This window comes from Nostoc sp., assembly GCF_036917635.1.
Lineage (GTDB): Bacteria > Cyanobacteriota > Cyanobacteriia > Cyanobacteriales > Nostocaceae > Nostoc.
Map to the genome: position 1 here is coordinate 1 of NZ_JBALCW010000028.1, position 18,188 is coordinate 18,188.

11 protein-coding genes and 1 pseudogene are annotated in these 18,188 nt (G+C 39.6%); 3 read left to right on the forward strand and 9 right to left on the reverse strand.

Annotation, left to right across the window (positions count from 1 at the left end):
* Positions 1–412: 412 nt before the first annotated feature.
* Entirely contained in the window at positions 413–853 is a 441-nt protein-coding gene (locus V7K32_RS08450; RefSeq protein WP_334992096.1) for an orange carotenoid protein N-terminal domain-containing protein, read from the forward strand.
* Positions 854–983: 130 nt separating this feature from the next.
* On the opposite strand, the gene V7K32_RS08455 is transcribed toward V7K32_RS08450, so the two are convergent.
* From V7K32_RS08455 to V7K32_RS08465, 3 genes are all read right to left on the reverse strand, one after another.
* Complete coding sequence (locus tag V7K32_RS08455; RefSeq protein WP_334992115.1) at positions 984–3,206, reverse strand: FdhF/YdeP family oxidoreductase; 2,223 nt, start codon at positions 3,204–3,206, stop codon at positions 984–986.
* A 626-nt stretch (positions 3,207–3,832) separates the two neighbouring features.
* Positions 3,833–4,138 carry a hypothetical protein gene (locus V7K32_RS08460; protein ID WP_334992098.1) on the reverse strand — a complete coding sequence of 102 codons (306 nt, stop codon included), beginning with the start codon at positions 4,136–4,138 and terminating at the stop codon, positions 3,833–3,835.
* A gap of 294 nt (positions 4,139–4,432) precedes the next feature.
* Positions 4,433–5,107 carry a carbonic anhydrase gene (locus V7K32_RS08465; protein WP_334992100.1) on the reverse strand — a complete coding sequence of 225 codons (675 nt, stop codon included), beginning with the start codon at positions 5,105–5,107 and terminating at the stop codon, positions 4,433–4,435.
* Between the two features lie 503 nt (positions 5,108–5,610).
* Here V7K32_RS08465 and aroA point away from each other — a divergent pair.
* Complete coding sequence (aroA, locus tag V7K32_RS08470; RefSeq protein WP_334992102.1) at positions 5,611–6,891, forward strand: 3-phosphoshikimate 1-carboxyvinyltransferase; 1,281 nt, start codon at positions 5,611–5,613, stop codon at positions 6,889–6,891.
* Positions 6,892–7,263: 372 nt separating this feature from the next.
* Here the strand turns inward: aroA and V7K32_RS08475 are convergent, their stop codons facing one another.
* Both V7K32_RS08475 and V7K32_RS08480 read right to left on the reverse strand, forming a co-directional pair.
* Positions 7,264–10,440 (reverse strand): type 2 lanthipeptide synthetase LanM family protein, encoded by a 3,177-nt coding sequence (locus tag V7K32_RS08475; RefSeq protein WP_334992103.1) that lies wholly within the window; start codon positions 10,438–10,440, stop codon positions 7,264–7,266.
* 1,037 nt (positions 10,441–11,477) lie between these two features.
* Positions 11,478–11,807 carry an NHLP leader peptide family RiPP precursor gene (locus tag V7K32_RS08480; protein ID WP_334992105.1) on the reverse strand — a complete coding sequence of 110 codons (330 nt, stop codon included), beginning with the start codon at positions 11,805–11,807 and terminating at the stop codon, positions 11,478–11,480.
* A 438-nt stretch (positions 11,808–12,245) separates the two neighbouring features.
* Between V7K32_RS08480 and V7K32_RS08485 the strand changes: the two are divergent.
* Positions 12,246–13,251 (forward strand): annotated as a pseudogene (locus V7K32_RS08485) (IS630 family transposase); the annotation flags it as partial.
* 293 nt (positions 13,252–13,544) lie between these two features.
* Here V7K32_RS08485 and V7K32_RS08490 read toward each other — a convergent pair.
* From V7K32_RS08490 to V7K32_RS08505, 4 genes are all read right to left on the reverse strand, one after another.
* The gene (locus V7K32_RS08490; RefSeq protein ID WP_334992108.1) at positions 13,545–14,474 is read right to left on the reverse strand and encodes a hypothetical protein; all 930 of its coding nucleotides are present in this window, start codon (positions 14,472–14,474) and stop codon (positions 13,545–13,547) included.
* A gap of 137 nt (positions 14,475–14,611) precedes the next feature.
* A complete protein-coding gene (locus V7K32_RS08495; RefSeq protein ID WP_334992110.1) occupies positions 14,612–15,631 on the reverse strand; it encodes an aldo/keto reductase in 1,020 nt (339 codons plus the stop codon).
* A 138-nt stretch (positions 15,632–15,769) separates the two neighbouring features.
* Positions 15,770–17,245 (reverse strand): radical SAM family RiPP maturation amino acid epimerase, encoded by a 1,476-nt coding sequence (locus V7K32_RS08500; RefSeq protein WP_334992111.1) that lies wholly within the window; start codon positions 17,243–17,245, stop codon positions 15,770–15,772.
* A gap of 376 nt (positions 17,246–17,621) precedes the next feature.
* Positions 17,622–17,912, reverse strand: a complete 291-nt coding sequence (locus tag V7K32_RS08505) for an NHLP leader peptide family RiPP precursor (RefSeq protein ID WP_334992113.1) — start codon at positions 17,910–17,912, stop codon at positions 17,622–17,624.
* Positions 17,913–18,188: the final 276 nt, after the last annotated feature.

The following is an 18,188-nucleotide window of genomic DNA, read 5'->3' on the forward strand; positions in this document are numbered from 1 at the left end:
TTCAGGGTTACTTAGGAGTCCAAATTATAATTTGGAATTTTATTTAAATGTAGTTTATTAATACTACTGATTGAAGTGCGGAATGTGGGATATAAACTTACTGTAATCTAGCTTTGTTTTTCCAGACGCACGATCGCATTATAATCAGAAACCCCTTCAAGCGATCGCTTACTGTCACAGACGCTACTTAAAGTCTTAACATTTATGTTTGCTTTCTATACATCCAAACAGGCATTTTTGTAACTAGCAACTTGAGTTATCTATATCTGTCTTATGTAGTGAGTGTTATACCTACCCTAAGTGGGGTTATCTATTTAGATTTATTCGTTAAGTTGTATGAAGTACTGAAAGCAAAGTTTCTCAGTTCCTTACTGAGAAAATCAAAATATCCTTAACTTAGTTGGAGTTTTCTATGACTTACACAGCTGATGAAGCAACAAAACCAGCTTTAGAAACTTTTAAAGGCTTTGATGTAGATACTCAGCTAGCCCTACTTTGGTTCGGTTACTTGGATCTTAAAGAGCAGCTAAATCCGGCACCTCCTGAAAGCGTAGAAGCTATAGCTAAAGCAGTGTTCCACCAAATCCAAGAGTTGTCTCAAGAAGAACAACTGCAAGCACAACGGGACATTATTAATGGTGCAAGCCAAACCTATAATAGTCTAAGTCCCAATGCCAAATTAGATGTTTGGCTACTGCTAGCACAAGGAATGGACAATGGAACCGTAATTCAAGTACCGTCCGATTATCAACTTCCTGGTGAAACGGATGAATTTGTCGCATTGATCAAAAAGCTAGAGTTTGAGCAACGCGTTAATTTTATGTTGAGTGTGGTGCAAGGGTTTGGTAGTTAAGTCCAAAAACTCTCAATACTTTCTAGAATTGGGGATAACTGAAAGTAAATAAATCAACCTGTAAGGACACAGCAATGCTGTGTCCCTACGATAGATATGGTTGAAATAAACTGGGAAAATGAGGCTTGATTCAGATTTTTTCCAACCGCACGATCGCATTATAATCCGGTACTCCTTCGAGCGATCGCTTAGTTTTATCTAGTAGCACATTCCCTTCTGGCCAATGTACTTGCAAGTTTCCTAACTGAATTGGCGCAATATAGACTTGACAGACCAACTCGCCTAAATCATTCTTAAGAATGACGCGATCGCTATTTTTTAAACCCAACTGTCTTGCATCAGCAGCATTCATTAGCACCGCCTCTCGCATCGCCCCAGTAATTGCATCCTTGCGTTCCTGCACCATACTATTAAATTGTTTGCCTCGGCGCGTTGCTAATAAAAAATAACCTTCTGGTAATTCTCTTTGACGCGGCAATAATACGCCAAAGTGGGCTTTACCATCTGCTGTAGGAAAATTCCAGCCAAAGCACAAATGTGAGCCACCATACTGAAACTGATCCCCAGCCTGTTGTAAGTGTTGAATACCTGCATATTGCGGCACAACTTGAGCAATTTCTTGACGGATAGCATTTGTGTCAGCAAAAGCCAGCTTATCTGCCAAATCTGGCTTTACCCGCCTTGCCAATTCTAAAAATACTTCCCACTCAGGACGCGCTTCTCCAATGCGCGGCCCCGGAATCTCTGGACTGAAAATTACCCGGCGTTCGGTGTTAGTTTCTGTGACTCCCCCCGGTATTTCGTAGCGAGTCGTCGCAGGTAAAAGCACCACAGTATCAGCAGGTTCCACCAACATTTGGCTAGAGAGAACAATATCTATATGTACCCGCAGAGGTATTTTCTTCAGCGCCGCTTCTACATAATCTGGTTGTGGTAGTACTTCTAAAAAATTCCCGCCCACAGAAACCAACACTTCTATTTCCCCTTGATGTGCAGCGTTAATCATTTCTGGAGCAATTAAACCTTTACTTGCTGGCACTTCAAAGCCCCAATGTTGACTCAATTGGGCAGCATTTTCTAGAGTAATCGATTTACCACCAGGAAATACTGTCGCGTAACATCCCATCTCTGCGCCACCCTGTACCCCAGAGTGACCGCGAATTGGCATTAAACCGCAGCCTTCCCGACCGACAAAACCCTTGGTGAGAGCTAAGTTAATGATACTTCGCACATTATCTTCACCGCATTCATGTTGGGTAATGCCCATACTCCAAACAAATACGGCTTTATTCGCTTCTTTGACCATTTTGGCAAAGGCGGACATTTCTTTACGAGATGTTCCAGAAAGGCGCTCTAATTCTTCCCAAGATTGGTTTTCTAACGATGCTTTGAGTTCGGCAAAGCCATCTGTGTATAAATTTATAAATGACTGGTCTACCCAGTTGTTAGCAATTATATGTTTAATAGTGCCATTTAAAAATGCTATATCCCCGCCCATGTTGATTAAGAAGAAGTCTTCGGCAAACTTTGTACCGAAAACGGCACTTTCTACAATTGAGGGCACCCAGTAGCGCTCCATTCCTGGTTCACGGTAAGTATTAATAACTACAATCTTTGTGCCAGCTTTTTTGGCATAATGAAGATATTTGACAGTAACAGGCTGATTATTCGCAACATTAGAGCCAATGAAGACTAATAAATCAGTACCAATCCAGTCTTTATAAGAACAGGTGGTAGCCCCTGCACCGAGAGCAGCTTTTAGTCCTGCTGTACTGGGAGAATGACAAATGCGGGCAGCATTATCAATATTATTGCTTCCCATTGCCCGCACAGCTTTTTGGGTAGCATAATAAGTTTCGTTGACAGTCCCGCGACTGGTAACATAGAAGCTGAGGCGGTCTGGTGTGGTAGTGCGAATGCGATCGCTAATTACTCCTAAAGCTTCATCCCAACTCACACGGCGAAAGCCTTTTTCGCCTCGTTGACGGAGCATTGGGTATGGGAGTCTTCCCAAGTCACGTAATTGTCCACTTTTTTGCTTTTGTAACTGTGAAATATCTTCCAATAGCACAGGGTCAAAAGCTGGCATAGTATTCATCCGCAACAGCCGCAACCGGACATTGCACAGATGAATGCCTTCTATTGTCCAATCTTTCATCCCGGTTGTTCCGAGAGCGCAACCATCGCAGACACCTTTATCAAGAATATTCCATGCGTAAGGTAGTTTGTCACGAGACAGCCAAATGGCCCGAAATACCTCCCAATAGTTATTAGGATACTGTTCGCCAATCCCGAAAGGCTTCCAACTTGCCCAATGCTGGGGTGTCCAATATTTCTTGGGTTTTGGCAACATGACGCGCCCCCTATAAGCTGATATGGTCATTCTCTACACTACCGTTTAAGTAGCATTATTTTTTAAAAGTCTAGACACTCAGCACTGACTATTTCTGGATGGCAATAGAAACTTAACACCGTCTCAACGGTATCCCCAATCCACAGCGCGACTTTATCCGGCGATATCCCACTGCTGATGGTCTAGGTAGCGAAAGTGTGGCGAGTAGCGTAAGAGGATGTTTGAATACCCAAAAAACTGACGAAAAAACTCTCTCCTCCTCATTCCTCTGTATTCTCCCGAAGTTTGCTCAAGGCTCTTAACCCGCGCACGCAAATTCTCTCGGCGTCTGGAGTGGTTCGATTCTTTAGTTGCTCCGAGGCTTTAGCCTCGGAGTCATGTCACATGATGCTCAGTTTATAGTGGGGACTGAAATCGCCAAATCTAGGACTAAAGCTCAGACTGCGATCGCTATTTTATTTTAATCTCAACTTAAGACAGTTAATAAAATTAAAGTAGTTAAAAAATTAATAAAAGAAAAGATTAATTGTTTATTTTTTACTTTTAAGAGAAAATATTTTTTAAATCTAAAAATCCCTGCCACAGACAGTTGACAGGGATAGCAGTTTTTAGCTATACCTTGTCTGTTAGCTAACAAAATCTTTGTGGGCAGCGACAAGCATCTGAGCCTGCCTTAAAACGTTTCCAAATAAATAAAAAGGAATCTGCCAAGCTGCAACGGTAACTTCTTTGACAATATCCTGCACACTAATTGCAATTAATTCATGCTCTGGCGGCTCTCCCTCAACTGTACCAGACCAAGTAAAAGCTAATAAAAAATCATCGTCTCCAGGCAAGGATGCAATCAAGCATTCTTCTGGTGTAGGCTGGCAAATAATTCCATGATCGTTTGCAAGTTCTACTAGTCTTTGAAATTTGTTTAGGTTCGGCATTTGTCGTTGGGATGTAATTGAATGTCAGTTTTAGAAAAAATCATAATTTTTATCTCCATAACTCAACTTAGTTGCTTCATATCATAAATTATGAATTACGAATTATTAAGGAGTTATTGGAGTTGAATCGGGCTTAAGTTCCAAATCTTACCGCGATCGCCTGCTTGTATCAGCAACAATTGCTACTTTTTTAAAAAAATCTAGGCTAATCCAACGGCAAAGAGAGCTACGTGACCACCCCACCGGAACAAGAACCACGCTTGTTGAAGTATTGATTAAATTTAGCTAAATTCATCATTCTGATGGTAATCTTGTCAGGAGATTAGGTACAGGAAATGGGCGATTTTGTAAAATTTTAAACCTGCTCACACTTGCATCATAAGCAAAGACTTCACCAGTTTCTATTTCATAAATCCAGGCATGAAGGCTAAGTTGATTACTATGTAGTTTAGAGCGGATTATTGGGTATGTTTCTAGGTTTTCTATCTGAGTTAATACATTTTGCTCAATTGCAATTTTTAATAGTTGATCGCTGGTATAATCCTTATAGTTGTCAAAGACAAGGCGGCGAGTAGCTTCACCGTAATGCTTTAACCAGTCGTAAACTAAAGGCATTTGTTGAGCAAGGCTACCTATTTGTAATAGCCCTTTCATTGCTCCACAGTTTGAATGCCCACAGATGACAATAACTTTAATATTTAAAGCTTGGACAGCATATTCTATGCCTGCTGCTTCGCTGTTATTCAAGGTTCCATAGGCAGGAATTATATTACCAATATTACGGATAACAAATAATTCTCCTGGTTGACTTTGAGTAATTAAACATGGATCGATACGCGAGTCAGAACAAGTGATGAATAATACTTCCGGGTTTTGAGCCTGAGATAGTTGTTCAAACAACTCACGATGTGTAAGAAAATAGTTGTCATGAAACTCATTTAGACCTTCAATTATACGTTTAATAGACATAGTTCAATTTTTCTCGTTAAAATATTTAGCTTTAAATTTTTTCTATCATTCAGTGATTTTACGTACACACCCTTCTGGGATTAAGATGGAATAATAAAGACTTACTTCTAGGAAGATCCAAGAAATAAAATGCCCTGCCCCTTTGAGGAGACACTGGAAAACTGGGTAATCCGATAAAGACAAGCAACCGATAGTGGTGAAACCCCCTGTAAAAGCGCTACTTTGCTGTATCAAAGATATTTTGCCTACATCAGTGGCTATATCTTTGCCGCTTTCGCCATGGAGGCGAAAGCTAGGCTCACAGCATTTTATTAGCGGTAAGTAGTGTACAAAAGTAACTTTATTAAAGTTATTTAATGTGTAATCCATTTGGCATCAGAGACAATACATAGTCCTTGAAATTTTTTGAGAAAAGGTCTTATAGCTTTTACCACTTTTGCCCCTTTTGGTCAGAATATGGCAATATATAAAGTTGTAGCTAACTGCCTACGTAGAGGTTTAACGTGGATACCATTGCAATTCCTGCTCTAAATCGGCCAGTGGATGCCACGGTAGAAATTCCTGGTTCTAAAAGTCTTACCAATCGGGCGTTGCTTGTTGCTGCTTTGACCCAAGGTGACTCCGTTTTAGAAAATGCTTTATTTAGTGAAGATAGCGAGTATTTTGCCAAATGCGTAGAGCAATTGGGTATTCCCATTAGGCTAAATCCTCATTTGGCACAAATCCAAGTCGCGGGAAGAGGAGGCGACATTCCAGCGAAACAAGCAGATTTATTTGTGGGTTTGGCAGGTACAGCAGCACGGTTTATCTCGGCGCTGGTGGCATTGGGTAACGGCGAATATCGCCTAGATGGGGTTCCCAGAATGCGAGAACGGCCAATGGGTGACTTATTGACGGTGCTGCAAACGGGTGGAGCAACCATTAACTTTGAAGGAAACTCCGGGTTTATGCCCTATACCATCTACAGCCGGGGATTCGCTGGCGGGAATTTTCGGTTGAAAGCTAACCAAACAAGTCAGCAACTTTCGGCATTGCTGATGATTGCGCCTTATGCTCAACAAGATACGCACATTGAAGTTGAGGGGACATTAGTTTCTCAATCTTACGTCAAAATGACCTGTCGTTTGATGGCAGATTTTGGCGTAGAGGTGATTCAAATCGGCGATAATCAATTTCAGATTAAAGCGGGCCAACGTTACCAAGCTCGGCATTACACAGTAGAACCCGATGCGTCAAATGCTTCCTACTTTTTTGCCGCTGCCGCCGTTACTGGTGGACGGGTGCGCGTCAAACATTTGACCAAACAATCTTGTCAGGGTGATATTCTGTGGCTGAATGTTTTAGAACAGATGGGTTGCCAAATTAAGGATTCGGATGATTACACCGAAGTGACTGGGCCAAAGCAATTGCAAGGCATCGACATTGATATGAATGATATATCGGATTTGGTGCAAACATTAGGAGCGATCGCGCCCTTTGCCAGTTCACCGATTACGATTCGGAACGTGGAACATATTCGATATAAGGAAACCGATAGGATTAAAGCTGTGGTAACAGAGTTGCGTCGCTTAGGAGTTAAGGTTGAAGAATTTCCAGATAGACTGAAAATTGAGCCTGGCCCCATTACCCCGGCGGCAATTGAAACTTATCACGATCATCGCATGGCAATGGCTTTTGCTGTCACTGGCTTGAAGGTTCCAGGGATTGTAATTAAAGATCCTGGCTGCACAGCGAAAACCTTTCCAGATTACTTTACCCGATTCTTCCAAATGTTAGAACAATAAAAGACTAGTACCGCAAGCCAAAAGTCAAAAGTCAAAATTTTTTGTATATCAAGGCTTTTGCAAGTTTTAAAATGGTAGCTTGGTTGCGAGCATCCCGTCAGGTGCAAAAACCTTGATAGCCCTCATCCCCTAACCCCGAATCCCTTTATATGGGATTCGGAAAACTAGAATTATGTCTCCCCTCTCCCATTTGTGGGAGAGGGGCTGAGGGAAAAAATTTAAGCACTCATTGTGATGCTCCCGCTTGATTTACGCCGTGCTGTACTAGTAAGTAGGTAGGCGTAATTAAATATAAGAGCAAACCTCACCCTCAATCCCTCTCCTTATTATTGTCGGGAGAAGCCGGAGGTAGGGTGAGGTTTGATATTTAATTTAACAGAATAGTAAAATAGAGGGGAATAAATCTGGATAGCTCAGTCTTAATAACCCATAGCCAATTCCAGATGTTCCAGTGAAGAAACTAGGATTGTAGATATGCTTGTCAGATGTAGAAAATAGGCAAAATGACCCATTTTCTTCTGCTCTGTTTACAACCCATGCTGCTCGTTGTTGTGCAGATGTTAACAAGCTTGGTCGAGAAAGCTGATAAGATCCCTCGATCAGAATGTCAATAATACCAAAATTACCACAGCAAAGGCGATCAACTCGGTCAAAGCTGACTTGCTGTATTGTATTGAGAGTATTCTCAATCTGTTGGGGAATTTCATCGGTATCAAGCACAGCAAAACTGCTCAAGTAAGCTAAACCATTGCCAGAAAAACCATGACTGCGTTCATAGGCGATTATTTCTTTCACACCGACCAGAAAATTAACATCCAAAGTTGTCTCGTAAAGCTTTAACAGAGCATAAGCAATTCTATCTATTCCGTGAGCAAAGCTTATCCAAGGGTTTTTTCCTGTAGTTGCCCTTTTAAGTCCAACGTGACTTGTGATTTCATGGCTCAGTATATAATAGCCGTAGCTAATGGCTTGCTCTAAATAAATGATATCTCCACTTGCTATCTGTAAGGCAAGTAGCCCCAGAATCACACCTGCTAATTCTGAGATCATATCCAACTCTTGAGTATTTTTGCTCTTGTCTAATGTGATGAAACAAGCTCCCTGCTTTGCACTTTCCAAAAGAGTTGGTTCCTCTAACAGTTGACTGATTCGGACAAGGGCATAGAGAATTGAGCCTAATTCCATATCAGCCCTTATGAGCTTGGCAAATCTTTGCCGATTGTCTCGATCTAAAGACTGAAGATCCTGGCGCAGTGGCAGTAAAGCTTCTAGAGCCAAATTGCGAAACTGATTATCTTTTGTAACTGACCATAATGCTGCCAGAAACAAAGCTATCCCACAGCTACCATCATATAAACCATATCCCAACGAACTTAGCTGAAATCGCTCTACTTTTGGTAGATAGTTTAGTCCAATCCAAGCAGCACTTCCATCATCAGCACGAATAGCTTGGAGTTGAATTTCTGTGGCGATCGCAATTGCCTGCTGTAAACATTGTTCCTGACTTAATAGTGGAATCCCCTCCAGACTTAGACCAGTCTGCTCAACAACATTAGACAGTATCCCATCTGATTTGTTAATTGTTTTGGCGTAAAAGGAACCACGAATTATCTCAATTTGCCGTACAGAGTCCTCTTCACTCAGTTGTTGTAATCGATTGACAACATCTAAGTAGCTATTTTTAAGTGAGTTTAGAAGGGGTATATTCGAGAATCCAGTAAATAACTGATGACTATCTGAGAATGTTGTAAAATAAGGAACATCCATCTGAGCCATAGAGCGTAGTTCTTCATGCAGTAATGACCAAAATAATGGCTTAGTTTCTGTCACGAGGAAACTTCTGCTTAAAGCCTCAAGCTGAATACTGTACTCAACTCCATCCTTTAAGCATTCAGGTTGGAGTGCATTGATTTGCAGAACGTTATAAATCTGAGTTCCACGAAAAATAAACCGGATTCGTCGATGAATAAATTGTGATAGGGGACTATGAGAAGCTAAAAGGACTTCCTGGTGACTCAACAAAAAATGATACATTTGCTGGAAGCCTGCTATCAAATCCTCTACATAATCATCAGGTGCAATTAAACAGTTATCCAGTAATGGAAGATTCTTTGCAGTTTTTAGCTTTATAGGCTCCTGCTTAATGTACATGTTATCTGTATTGATATTCAGGAATCTAGGCTGGCTAGCATCAATTTCTTGTTCATCACTGCTTCCTAAGGCGCTGATATCGTAGGCATTTATTCCATCTACTCCAAGCCACCGAGGTAGAAGATTTGTACACAATATAGAATCTTTATTAAGTAATTGTTCGGCTAAAGAGAGTGCGTTGATAGGCTTGCTTGAATCTCTTTCTACCAGAAATTGGGGTTCGATAAGAGTTTCCAAATCCACTATAACTGGATATTCTCCACAAGCAATCAAATTTTCGCAATGACAATCACTGGCTCTGAGAAGATGTAGTACACCTAGTAACATTCCAGTTCGTTGATAATAGCGCTGAATAGCTTGTTTATCTTGACAAGGTGATGGCTGCACAAACTCAGCCCATCCATAATTTGAACGATTTAGCACCTTCAGGCACTTAAAAGATAATAAATTTTCTTGTTGATTAAACCAAGAAAGTAAATTAAGAAATGCTTCATCTATAGCCAAATCTTTTGGTTTATAAACAAGTTTAAAACCAGAAGCAAAAGTGAGTATGATAACAGTATGATGATTATTATGGAAATCAGAAAGACCATATTCAATGTCAACAACTTGACCCAAGGTTTCTTGTTGAAATGTTCGCTGGATTTCATCAAAATCGGCGGCTAATCGCCACAAAAGTTCCTCAACCACATTAAACCAAAAAGTTGTTCTTATGGCAACTAGACGAGCTAATACAGGATATTCTTGATAGAAATCTATGAGACCATCCTCATTCAGCATCGTATTAATAAATGCCTCATAGTGAACCCGACTCACAATGTTTTGAGATTGCCTGATAACGTAGGCAAATGCAGACTCTCTCGCTGCTCGGAAGCTAGAAAATTTTAACTCTGTGGGATGTGCACTCAAATGAGCCAGTGAAGAAAGTAAAGCTCGCTCTAACTTGGCTTGAGCTAGTTCTGAAATAAGATGGTAATTATTGCCTGTTTGAACCACTAACTTCTGTCTAGCAACATAGACAAAAGGTAAGAAAAGTTCCTCAAAAGCAATTGGTTCTTTTGGGGAAAGACAGCCATATGTCTGCTGTTTAGACGCAATAGCAGCTTTAACGCTTTGATTCAATACATCTGTCCAAGCAGGTAAATTGAGTTTATCAACTAAGTGAGCATCAGACATAGCAGAATATACGGTTTCCCATGTCAGTCCATCCCAAGCGAGACGTTTTTCAAACTGCTGATAGTTACCTTTGGCAGCGTACTCACACCATTTTTCGATTTTAGAATTGATCGAGCTATCAAATTGTGACGGATCATTTACTGAAAATTGAGAGCTAAAACGCTCAATAAGTGTACTGGCTTTTTCCACAATTTCAACCAGTTGTTCATGAGAGAATTCCATAATTTATTATTTCAAATTATTCGAGCAAGGTTTCTAAAAAATAATTATTTTGCTATCGTTCATAACCAATTCAATACATACACTCCCAAATGAGAAGATATTTTAGGAGTGAATGAATGTGTATCTTGATCTAAGTAAATGTAATTTGTTCAGAGGGGGATAGGTGATAGGAACCAACGCTTTTAAACGTGGGGCTTATGCCATTGGTGTCAACTTAACGTAAAAGCCATGTCCCCCAAGGAACTGAAGTTAAAGGCGGGTAAGGAAGCTAACAGTTAAGCTATTTTTAGCTTAAGTTGACACCTATGGGCTTACGCCCCCCCTACACACTATTTTTCGATGATAAATATGACTTTAAGTCGTCACTAGGTTAAAGCCTAGTGACGACTTCCAAGATGTAGAACCTTGAAAAGTATGTGATACGATATTGAGTTTTACTCCCAACAAAGTATTCAATCTGAACTCGTATAAGTAGGTGGGCGCTAAAAAACACAACTAGATTAAGAAATGTAAATTGCTTAAAAACTTATATTCAAAGCGTTTCTGGTGCTTTACATAAGTTTACGTAGTTCGGTTTAATTGTGCCTACCTACTTAAATGGGTGTTATATAAGTTATGAACGTGCAGTACTGATGCAGTACCCACGTACTATAGCTTAGTAAGGGGTGGGAGTGGTGCTACCTCCACCAAGTACCGTGAGGCTTAAAAGAGCAGGATCACTTATTATAGCAAGAGTTTCAGTTAGTGATCGTCCTGCAACTGCCTCTAATTGTTCCTCCGAGAGGAATTGACTGCGAGGTAGCAATACCTCTGCCAATTTACGAGGGTAAGTTAATGGTGCTTTCACGATTAACTCTCTTTTGTGTGAGGTTTGGCAAAAACAATAAGTCCTAAAAATTCCTTTAAGGTTTCCCGCAAGGTTTTTTTAACGTATTTGCCCACAGTGTAAAGGTTATGACAGTCCAATCTCCCATACATAAGCGTTCAGCTCATGTATGGGAGATTTTGGCAAAACCTAGCAAAATTTTTGTAGGCTCTTATTTTGTAGGTAATGGTAATAGGCTTAAGCTGAGTAATATAGTGCTTATGATACCCCCCCCTGCAACTGCCTCTAGCTGTTCCTCAGAGAGGACTTGACTGGAAGCTAGTTCATCAAGTTCTATTGGTAACAACAGATAGAGTTTTTTCATACCCTGTTGTAGGACTTGAATTTCTAAATCTGCTGGCAATTTTTGACCTAATTCTTCTTCAAAAACTGCTTTAGGATTACTCAACAAGCGCTGTTTATAAGTAGCATCTGCTTGAGCTTTGTCAATAATCCGCTTTTGAAAGTCTTCGGGTTTAGAAGCTTGCGAATTTGTTGTCATATTTAATCTCCGTTTTTTTCAGTAAACCAATTACTACCACTTTTATATTAGTAGTAATGACTTAAATTATGAATCTACAATATTTCGGAAATAATGATGTTTTTTTAGTTATAAAATATAAATATTTTTATAACTTTAATTTAGAAATTTGTATATAAATACTATTATCAAGTTTGCTTGACAAAGATAACAATGACACAAATCAGTCTAATACCAATTCTTTGTGAAACTGCACAAAATCAGGCTTCATGAGATAAGGGGATTAAGCCCCTTATCTCATGAAGCCTTACAGGTAATCGATATAAGGAGAAATCCTTTTGAACTATAGGAATAATATTTGATTTCTGAAAAAAACAACGAGATAATACGTATAAATATCTCTGTCTAACAGCGAACAATGATAAACCAGTATATACAAGCCGCGATGCCTGCGGTGTTCTCGTTGCCATCGCAGAACTACAAGAATTTATAGATTATCGCCCAGATGCGCGTGAAGTGAGAAAAGCGTTGGCAGTCAAACTGGTTTATCAAGGCTACAAGTATGAGGAAATTCAAACGATTTTAGATGTGTCAGTTGGTTCAATAACAAGTTGGAAGCAAAGCTATGAGGAATATGGAATTTCGGGACTGCGCCTGAACCATAAAGGCAGGAAAAGCTACTTAACTGCTCAACAACGAGAAGAAGTTTTAAGCTGGTTGCAAACAAAAGAATGTTGGGAAATTGGCGAACTCGAATATAAATTGGATGAGTGAATATGATCTAACTTATGAGTCAAAACGGAGCTATTACGACTTATTTGATGCGGCAGGAATTAGTTGGAAGAAAACTACTTCTTTGAATCCAAAAGCTGGCGAAGACGCTGTTGCTGCAAAAAAAAAGAGATTGAAACACTGTTGGCAAGGCATCGGGAGGAAATCGTGTCATTTAATGTGGGGAAATTTAAGCGGATATGTCTGGGGAAAAACTGACCAATAGATACCAGTGAGAGTTGTTAATATACGGGATAAACAGACATACTACGGAGCAGTTGACTATCTCGAGGGAGGCTTACTGCTCAAAGCATATAACGCAGGTAACTCAGAAAATACGATTGATTATCTACGTTATTTATTAGATAAATCCCCCAATCAAAGATTACTTCTTTTTTGGGATGGCGCTTCTTACCATCGTTCACATCTGGTTCAAAACTTTTTAGGCGAGATCAATCTTGGTTTGTCTCAAGAGCAGTGGAAAATTCATTGCGTTCGCTTTGCCCCTAATTGCCCATCACAAAATCCAATTGACGATATTTGGTTACAAGCTAAAACCTGGGTGCGGCGTTTCTGTGCTTTGATTCCTTCGTTCTCTCATCTCAAATGGATGTTTGAGTGGTTTCTCCGACACACTACCTTTGATTTTACCACTCTTCAAATGTACGGAGCTTTTTCAGAAATCAAATACTAGTCCTATATATCAATACCTTTGCCAAAATAAGAGCCTACAAAAATTTTGGCAAAAACGGCAAAATAATTCATAAATAAGGGTTTAGCTTACAGGGTAGTTTGGAAGCTCAAATCCTTGATACTGCGGTCAATACGTTAAAAAATGCTTGAGGGAAACCTTGAAGTAATTTTTAGGACTTATTGTTTTTGCCAAACCCTGGAGAACAGGACCTTAATACATCAACTCAGCCTCGTAAATTGGCGAAGGTATTGATATATAGAATATATTACCAGCAGTCAATCTTACTTTTGACATTAATTAATCCATTTATGACTGAATGATAAATATCCTTTTGCCTCTGGATAACTATTGGGATAATAAACTATTTTAATATGATTCAACCTTCTAAAAAGGATACTTGATACTCTGCTCACATTACTAAACCATACTTCTGGATTAGACTCTTGATAAGAGTGTCCATGCCAACTCAGAAAAGCATCTCTTTTTTCAGGTGTACATAAACCTGTTTTAACTAGATAATCTAAAAATAATTGCCATCTAGGTTCGAGCCGTGGGCTTTTTTTCAGTAACTCACATTCTATCCCTACCTTAGGGAAAATAGTATTTCCTACATCAAAATTTAGAACTATAATATCTACAAAACTGCTAATAACTTTGATAAGTTCTTTAAGTTTTTTAATCGGGTATGTCCAACCAATTTTTGTAAGATAATTTTCAAGTTCTTCTTCAGGAATACCGATAATATTAACTCTCACAGCATTTAATGGTCGGGAGAGCATAGCACCAATGTAAAGCACCTGAGATTCAGGAGGTAAAGAATCGCAGCAAATAGCTAAATTTTGCTTGATTTGAGGTGTAAGAGAATGTTCTAACAACAGATTTAAAGCAGTTGCTATCGTCTGTTTTTGTTCAGGAAATGGGTTAATTTTTCTTGTGCTAAATTTAGAATGATATTCAAAATGGAAAAAAAAGCTAGGTATCGGGATATTTTGCGGTTGATCGTCAACATCAAATTCTAACCAAATGTGGTCTATATTATTAGCTAAGAGAGAGTTTGGCTGATGCCAATGAAGACAAAAATCCCGGATACGACTCCACACAGGGTTTGTAAAAATTACATTTGGCAGCGCATTAGTAGAACTTAACCCCGCTAAAATATCCCGACTGCCATCTGATGCCTTAGCTATAACTGAAAAGTCCACGTTGGGATTATTATCAGCCAAGCGACACTCCAATAAAACTTCTGGTAAAGGTGGGAGAATCTTTGTTATTGTTTGAATATAAGACAAAGCTTGGGAAGAAACTAGCTTATGCGAAAGGTGAGGTGCAACAACCTGAAGATAATTTTCCAGAGTCTCATTCATAATGTTTGAGCTTTTTGAAGTAACCGCTCAGGAGATATGTCATCAATATTTAATTTTTGACGGATCAGATCGCCGTATATATTTAGATAGTCAATTTCTGCGGGAGAAAGTTTTCCTTTCTGCACTGCGGCGATCGCTGCATCAATTTGTTCTCTTCCCTCTAATCCAGTTAAGCACACATCTACACAATTCTGCGATAAAGAATAGCGGTAAAAATCTGGTATTGAAGGTTGCCAACATGACTGAGGCAAAGTGGGAGGAGGATTCCAGAGAGCACCTAGCTCAGAGTTCGTTGATTTGAAAGTGAGAATTCCTTGACGCTCTGGATCTTGTTGATCTAAATCTCCAAAAACTTTTTTCTGTGCTAAACGATGAGCAGGGTTATGTCTAACCATTACCACATCTAAAAGAGGACTGTGGAGCCACTCTTGGGCATGGTTGAGATTATGAAATGATGCGCCAACATAACGAACAGCACCCATCTTTTTTAGACGCTCAGATGCACCGAATACTTGTTCCACAAATTTTTGGTAGACTGTATTTGAACCGCGCAAAGTTGGCGATATATCCAAGCAATTTTTCAGGGCTGGTCCGTCGCTATCACCAATCCAACCCCAGAACAAAACATCAATATAATCAATTCCCAATTCTCCAAATTGATCTAAGAGAATACCAAATATAACTTCTGGATTCTTAATGTAGGTAACAGTTGCAAGAACTACTTTTTCTCGAGTTGAGGAACCACGTCCACAAAGTTGGCGTAGTCCATCTGCCATATTACGATATATGAAATGGTGGAGATCACTGGAATAAAAAAAGAAATTAATTCCTTGCTCAAAAGCATACAATGTATCTTCACTTGAAATTTTTCCTCCACCACCTAGTCCTAGGCAACTGACTGTTAAGTTCGTTCGCCCTAATGGACGATAAAATGGTAGAGATAGTTCTGGCATATAGAAATCTTTCTCGCTAGATAGACTATCTTCGGATTTAACTGCTAGATTAAACTGACTCATCCAAATCCCTCAATCTGTATCATTTATTTTATGGGGTTCGTAGTCAGCGCTTAAGCGAGCTTTAACTCTAGGATTTACTACGAACTCTCTCAACCCCTCATAATCAGGATACAAACCACTCCCAATCACCTTTGTTTTCTATGGTTTAGGCTCCGAGTCTAACACTCCTCGTTCAAACAAAACATTGAGATAGTAAGATGTTTGATCCGATAACACTCCTTGTGCAGCCAATAATTGAGTTATCTGTTCTGCTGTTTTATTACCTTCGTAAATCATCTTGCCCAGATCACTCCAATAAGGATCGTTGACAAACTTGAAAGTTTTGACTTTATTGGCAAGCTGGAAACCATCTGAAAGATTTTCGTATTTCAAATCTTCACGGAAGCGCATCAAATCGTAAGGTCGTACCGTCAGTGGCATGTTATCTCTAATCATGCGCTCGATCAAATTATTAAGTTCATCCGCATTAGTAAAAGTTCCTTGATCGTAAACAATGTAACCTAGTGGCCAACGTTCATTTGCATTACAAGGACTAATGAGCTTAACACTGCGCTCAACCATATTGAATAAAAATCCTGAGACGCAAGCGATCGTCCCTTGATCGGGAAGTTCTTTGTCTGCTATGCCTTCCTGGAGATTGCGTTCTCGCTGCCGTCCTGTATGGGCTTTAATATCTTCTGCTTCGTCATTCAATAAGACGAGTTTTACAGTTAGTAACTCCTCAGGGCTAAATTCTTGATGAATTTGCTCAAACATCTTTAAAGAGAGAATCGAAAAGCGATTGAACAAGGAGTTTTTCTTTTTTGAGAATTCTAAGAAGGCACGAGTCCGTTCTGGATTCTTTAGAGCTTGAGCCGTTGTGGTTTGAGGGAAAACTTTTGTAATGGCATAATAATCAGCACAAAACTTTTCATAATCTGGGTTATCAAAAGGATCGGTTGCCCAATAGCAAAAGCTTCCCTGGAATGCAGAGCCTAAGATACTTGTCATGTTCTCAAGGACTTCACGCCATAACTTAGCATTCTCTGGATTATATATAAAGATGTCATTAAGACGAGGTGCTGCAACGCCGCAAAATCGGCAGCCAACTGAACAGCCCTTGCTCAGTTCAAAAGCATTAGTAAAATGGCTAATTTCACGATGCACGTAAGCTTTCACTTGACTGCCAACACGTGCAATTTGGCGTTCTCGCCAAGCCCAAAAATGGGAATTAGCAGAAGAAGAAATAGGTATTCCAACATCTACTGCTCTCTCCAGATGCTGATCGTAGAACTGGTCAAACAGTTTCAACAGTGGAAACTGTTCTGCAATTTGTTCTTCAGAACTGCTAGCAAAATTTTTGTCCCATTTGGGTCTGATATCTTCTGGGTTTACCTTCAAACCGTAGAGTACACAAGCATTATACGGGTCTATAGCAACTTGCTTGCGAAATTCTCGATCGGCTTTCCATCTTTCAATAAATCGCTTTATTTGACCAATCTCAGCCAATAGTTGCGGATCTATCCAATCAATTGTTTCAAAACTACCAAACTGCTCAGTGCTCTGTACTCTAGTTTTCCAAAGTGGAGGAATAAGTTGAAGAGCCAACTGCTCATCCAATTTTTGAGTTTGCATAATAATTATAAAGACTCCCATCAGAAATTACAAAATTTAGAATCGAATGGCTGAGTTGCAGTGAGTCGAAAAAAGATGCTCATGTAGGTATTCAACAACGGATTTGCCCCAGATTCTTTTTTCAAGACTAACTTATAGCGGTTTGCGATTGATTCAATGAGGTACATCTAGCAGGGAAGTGCGCCTACTCTGTAGGTGTAGGTGTACTTCATCCATATAAAACCGCTATAAATGGAGAATAATAACACTTTGAAATTAGGGATTGGGAAGACTCTTGCTAGATATTTAGAAGGGGCTTAATCCCTGCACAATACTTTAAAGTCTCCAATCCCTAATTCTCTTTAGGGATGTAGCCTAATTCAGTTTTTGGCAGCTACTACAGCACTACCGAAACTGTACTCAAGTAACTACCACCAGCAACAGCCTCTAGTGCTTCTTCAGAAAGTTCTTCTGATACCTGTGGTTTAGATGGGACTATGAGATAGAAGTTGTTAGCATCTTCTTCCACAACATGAATTTGTAGATTCTCAGGTAATGAACGTCCGAGTTCACGTTCATAAACTGCTTTAGGATTGGAGAATAACTCTTGCTTAAAGGCAGAGTTTTTCCAAGTTTTAGCAATAATGTCTGTTTCAAATTCTTTGCGAGATGTTACTTGCTTTGTCATGATATTGACTCCTTACTTAATAACAGGTGTAAATGCAATTTTTAGGGGAAAACCAGAAAAATGACTTTGAATGGTTTCCCTACCTTCACCACAACGACTTCAATTAACAGTGACTGAGTGAGATGGTGAGTTGATGCAACTGATGCTTTTCTACTACAGCGCTATCGAAACTGACTCAAGATAACTACCACCAGCAACAGCCTCTAGTGCTTCTTCAGAAAGTTCTTCTGATACCTGTGGTTTAGATGGGACTATGAGATAGAAGTTGTTAGCATC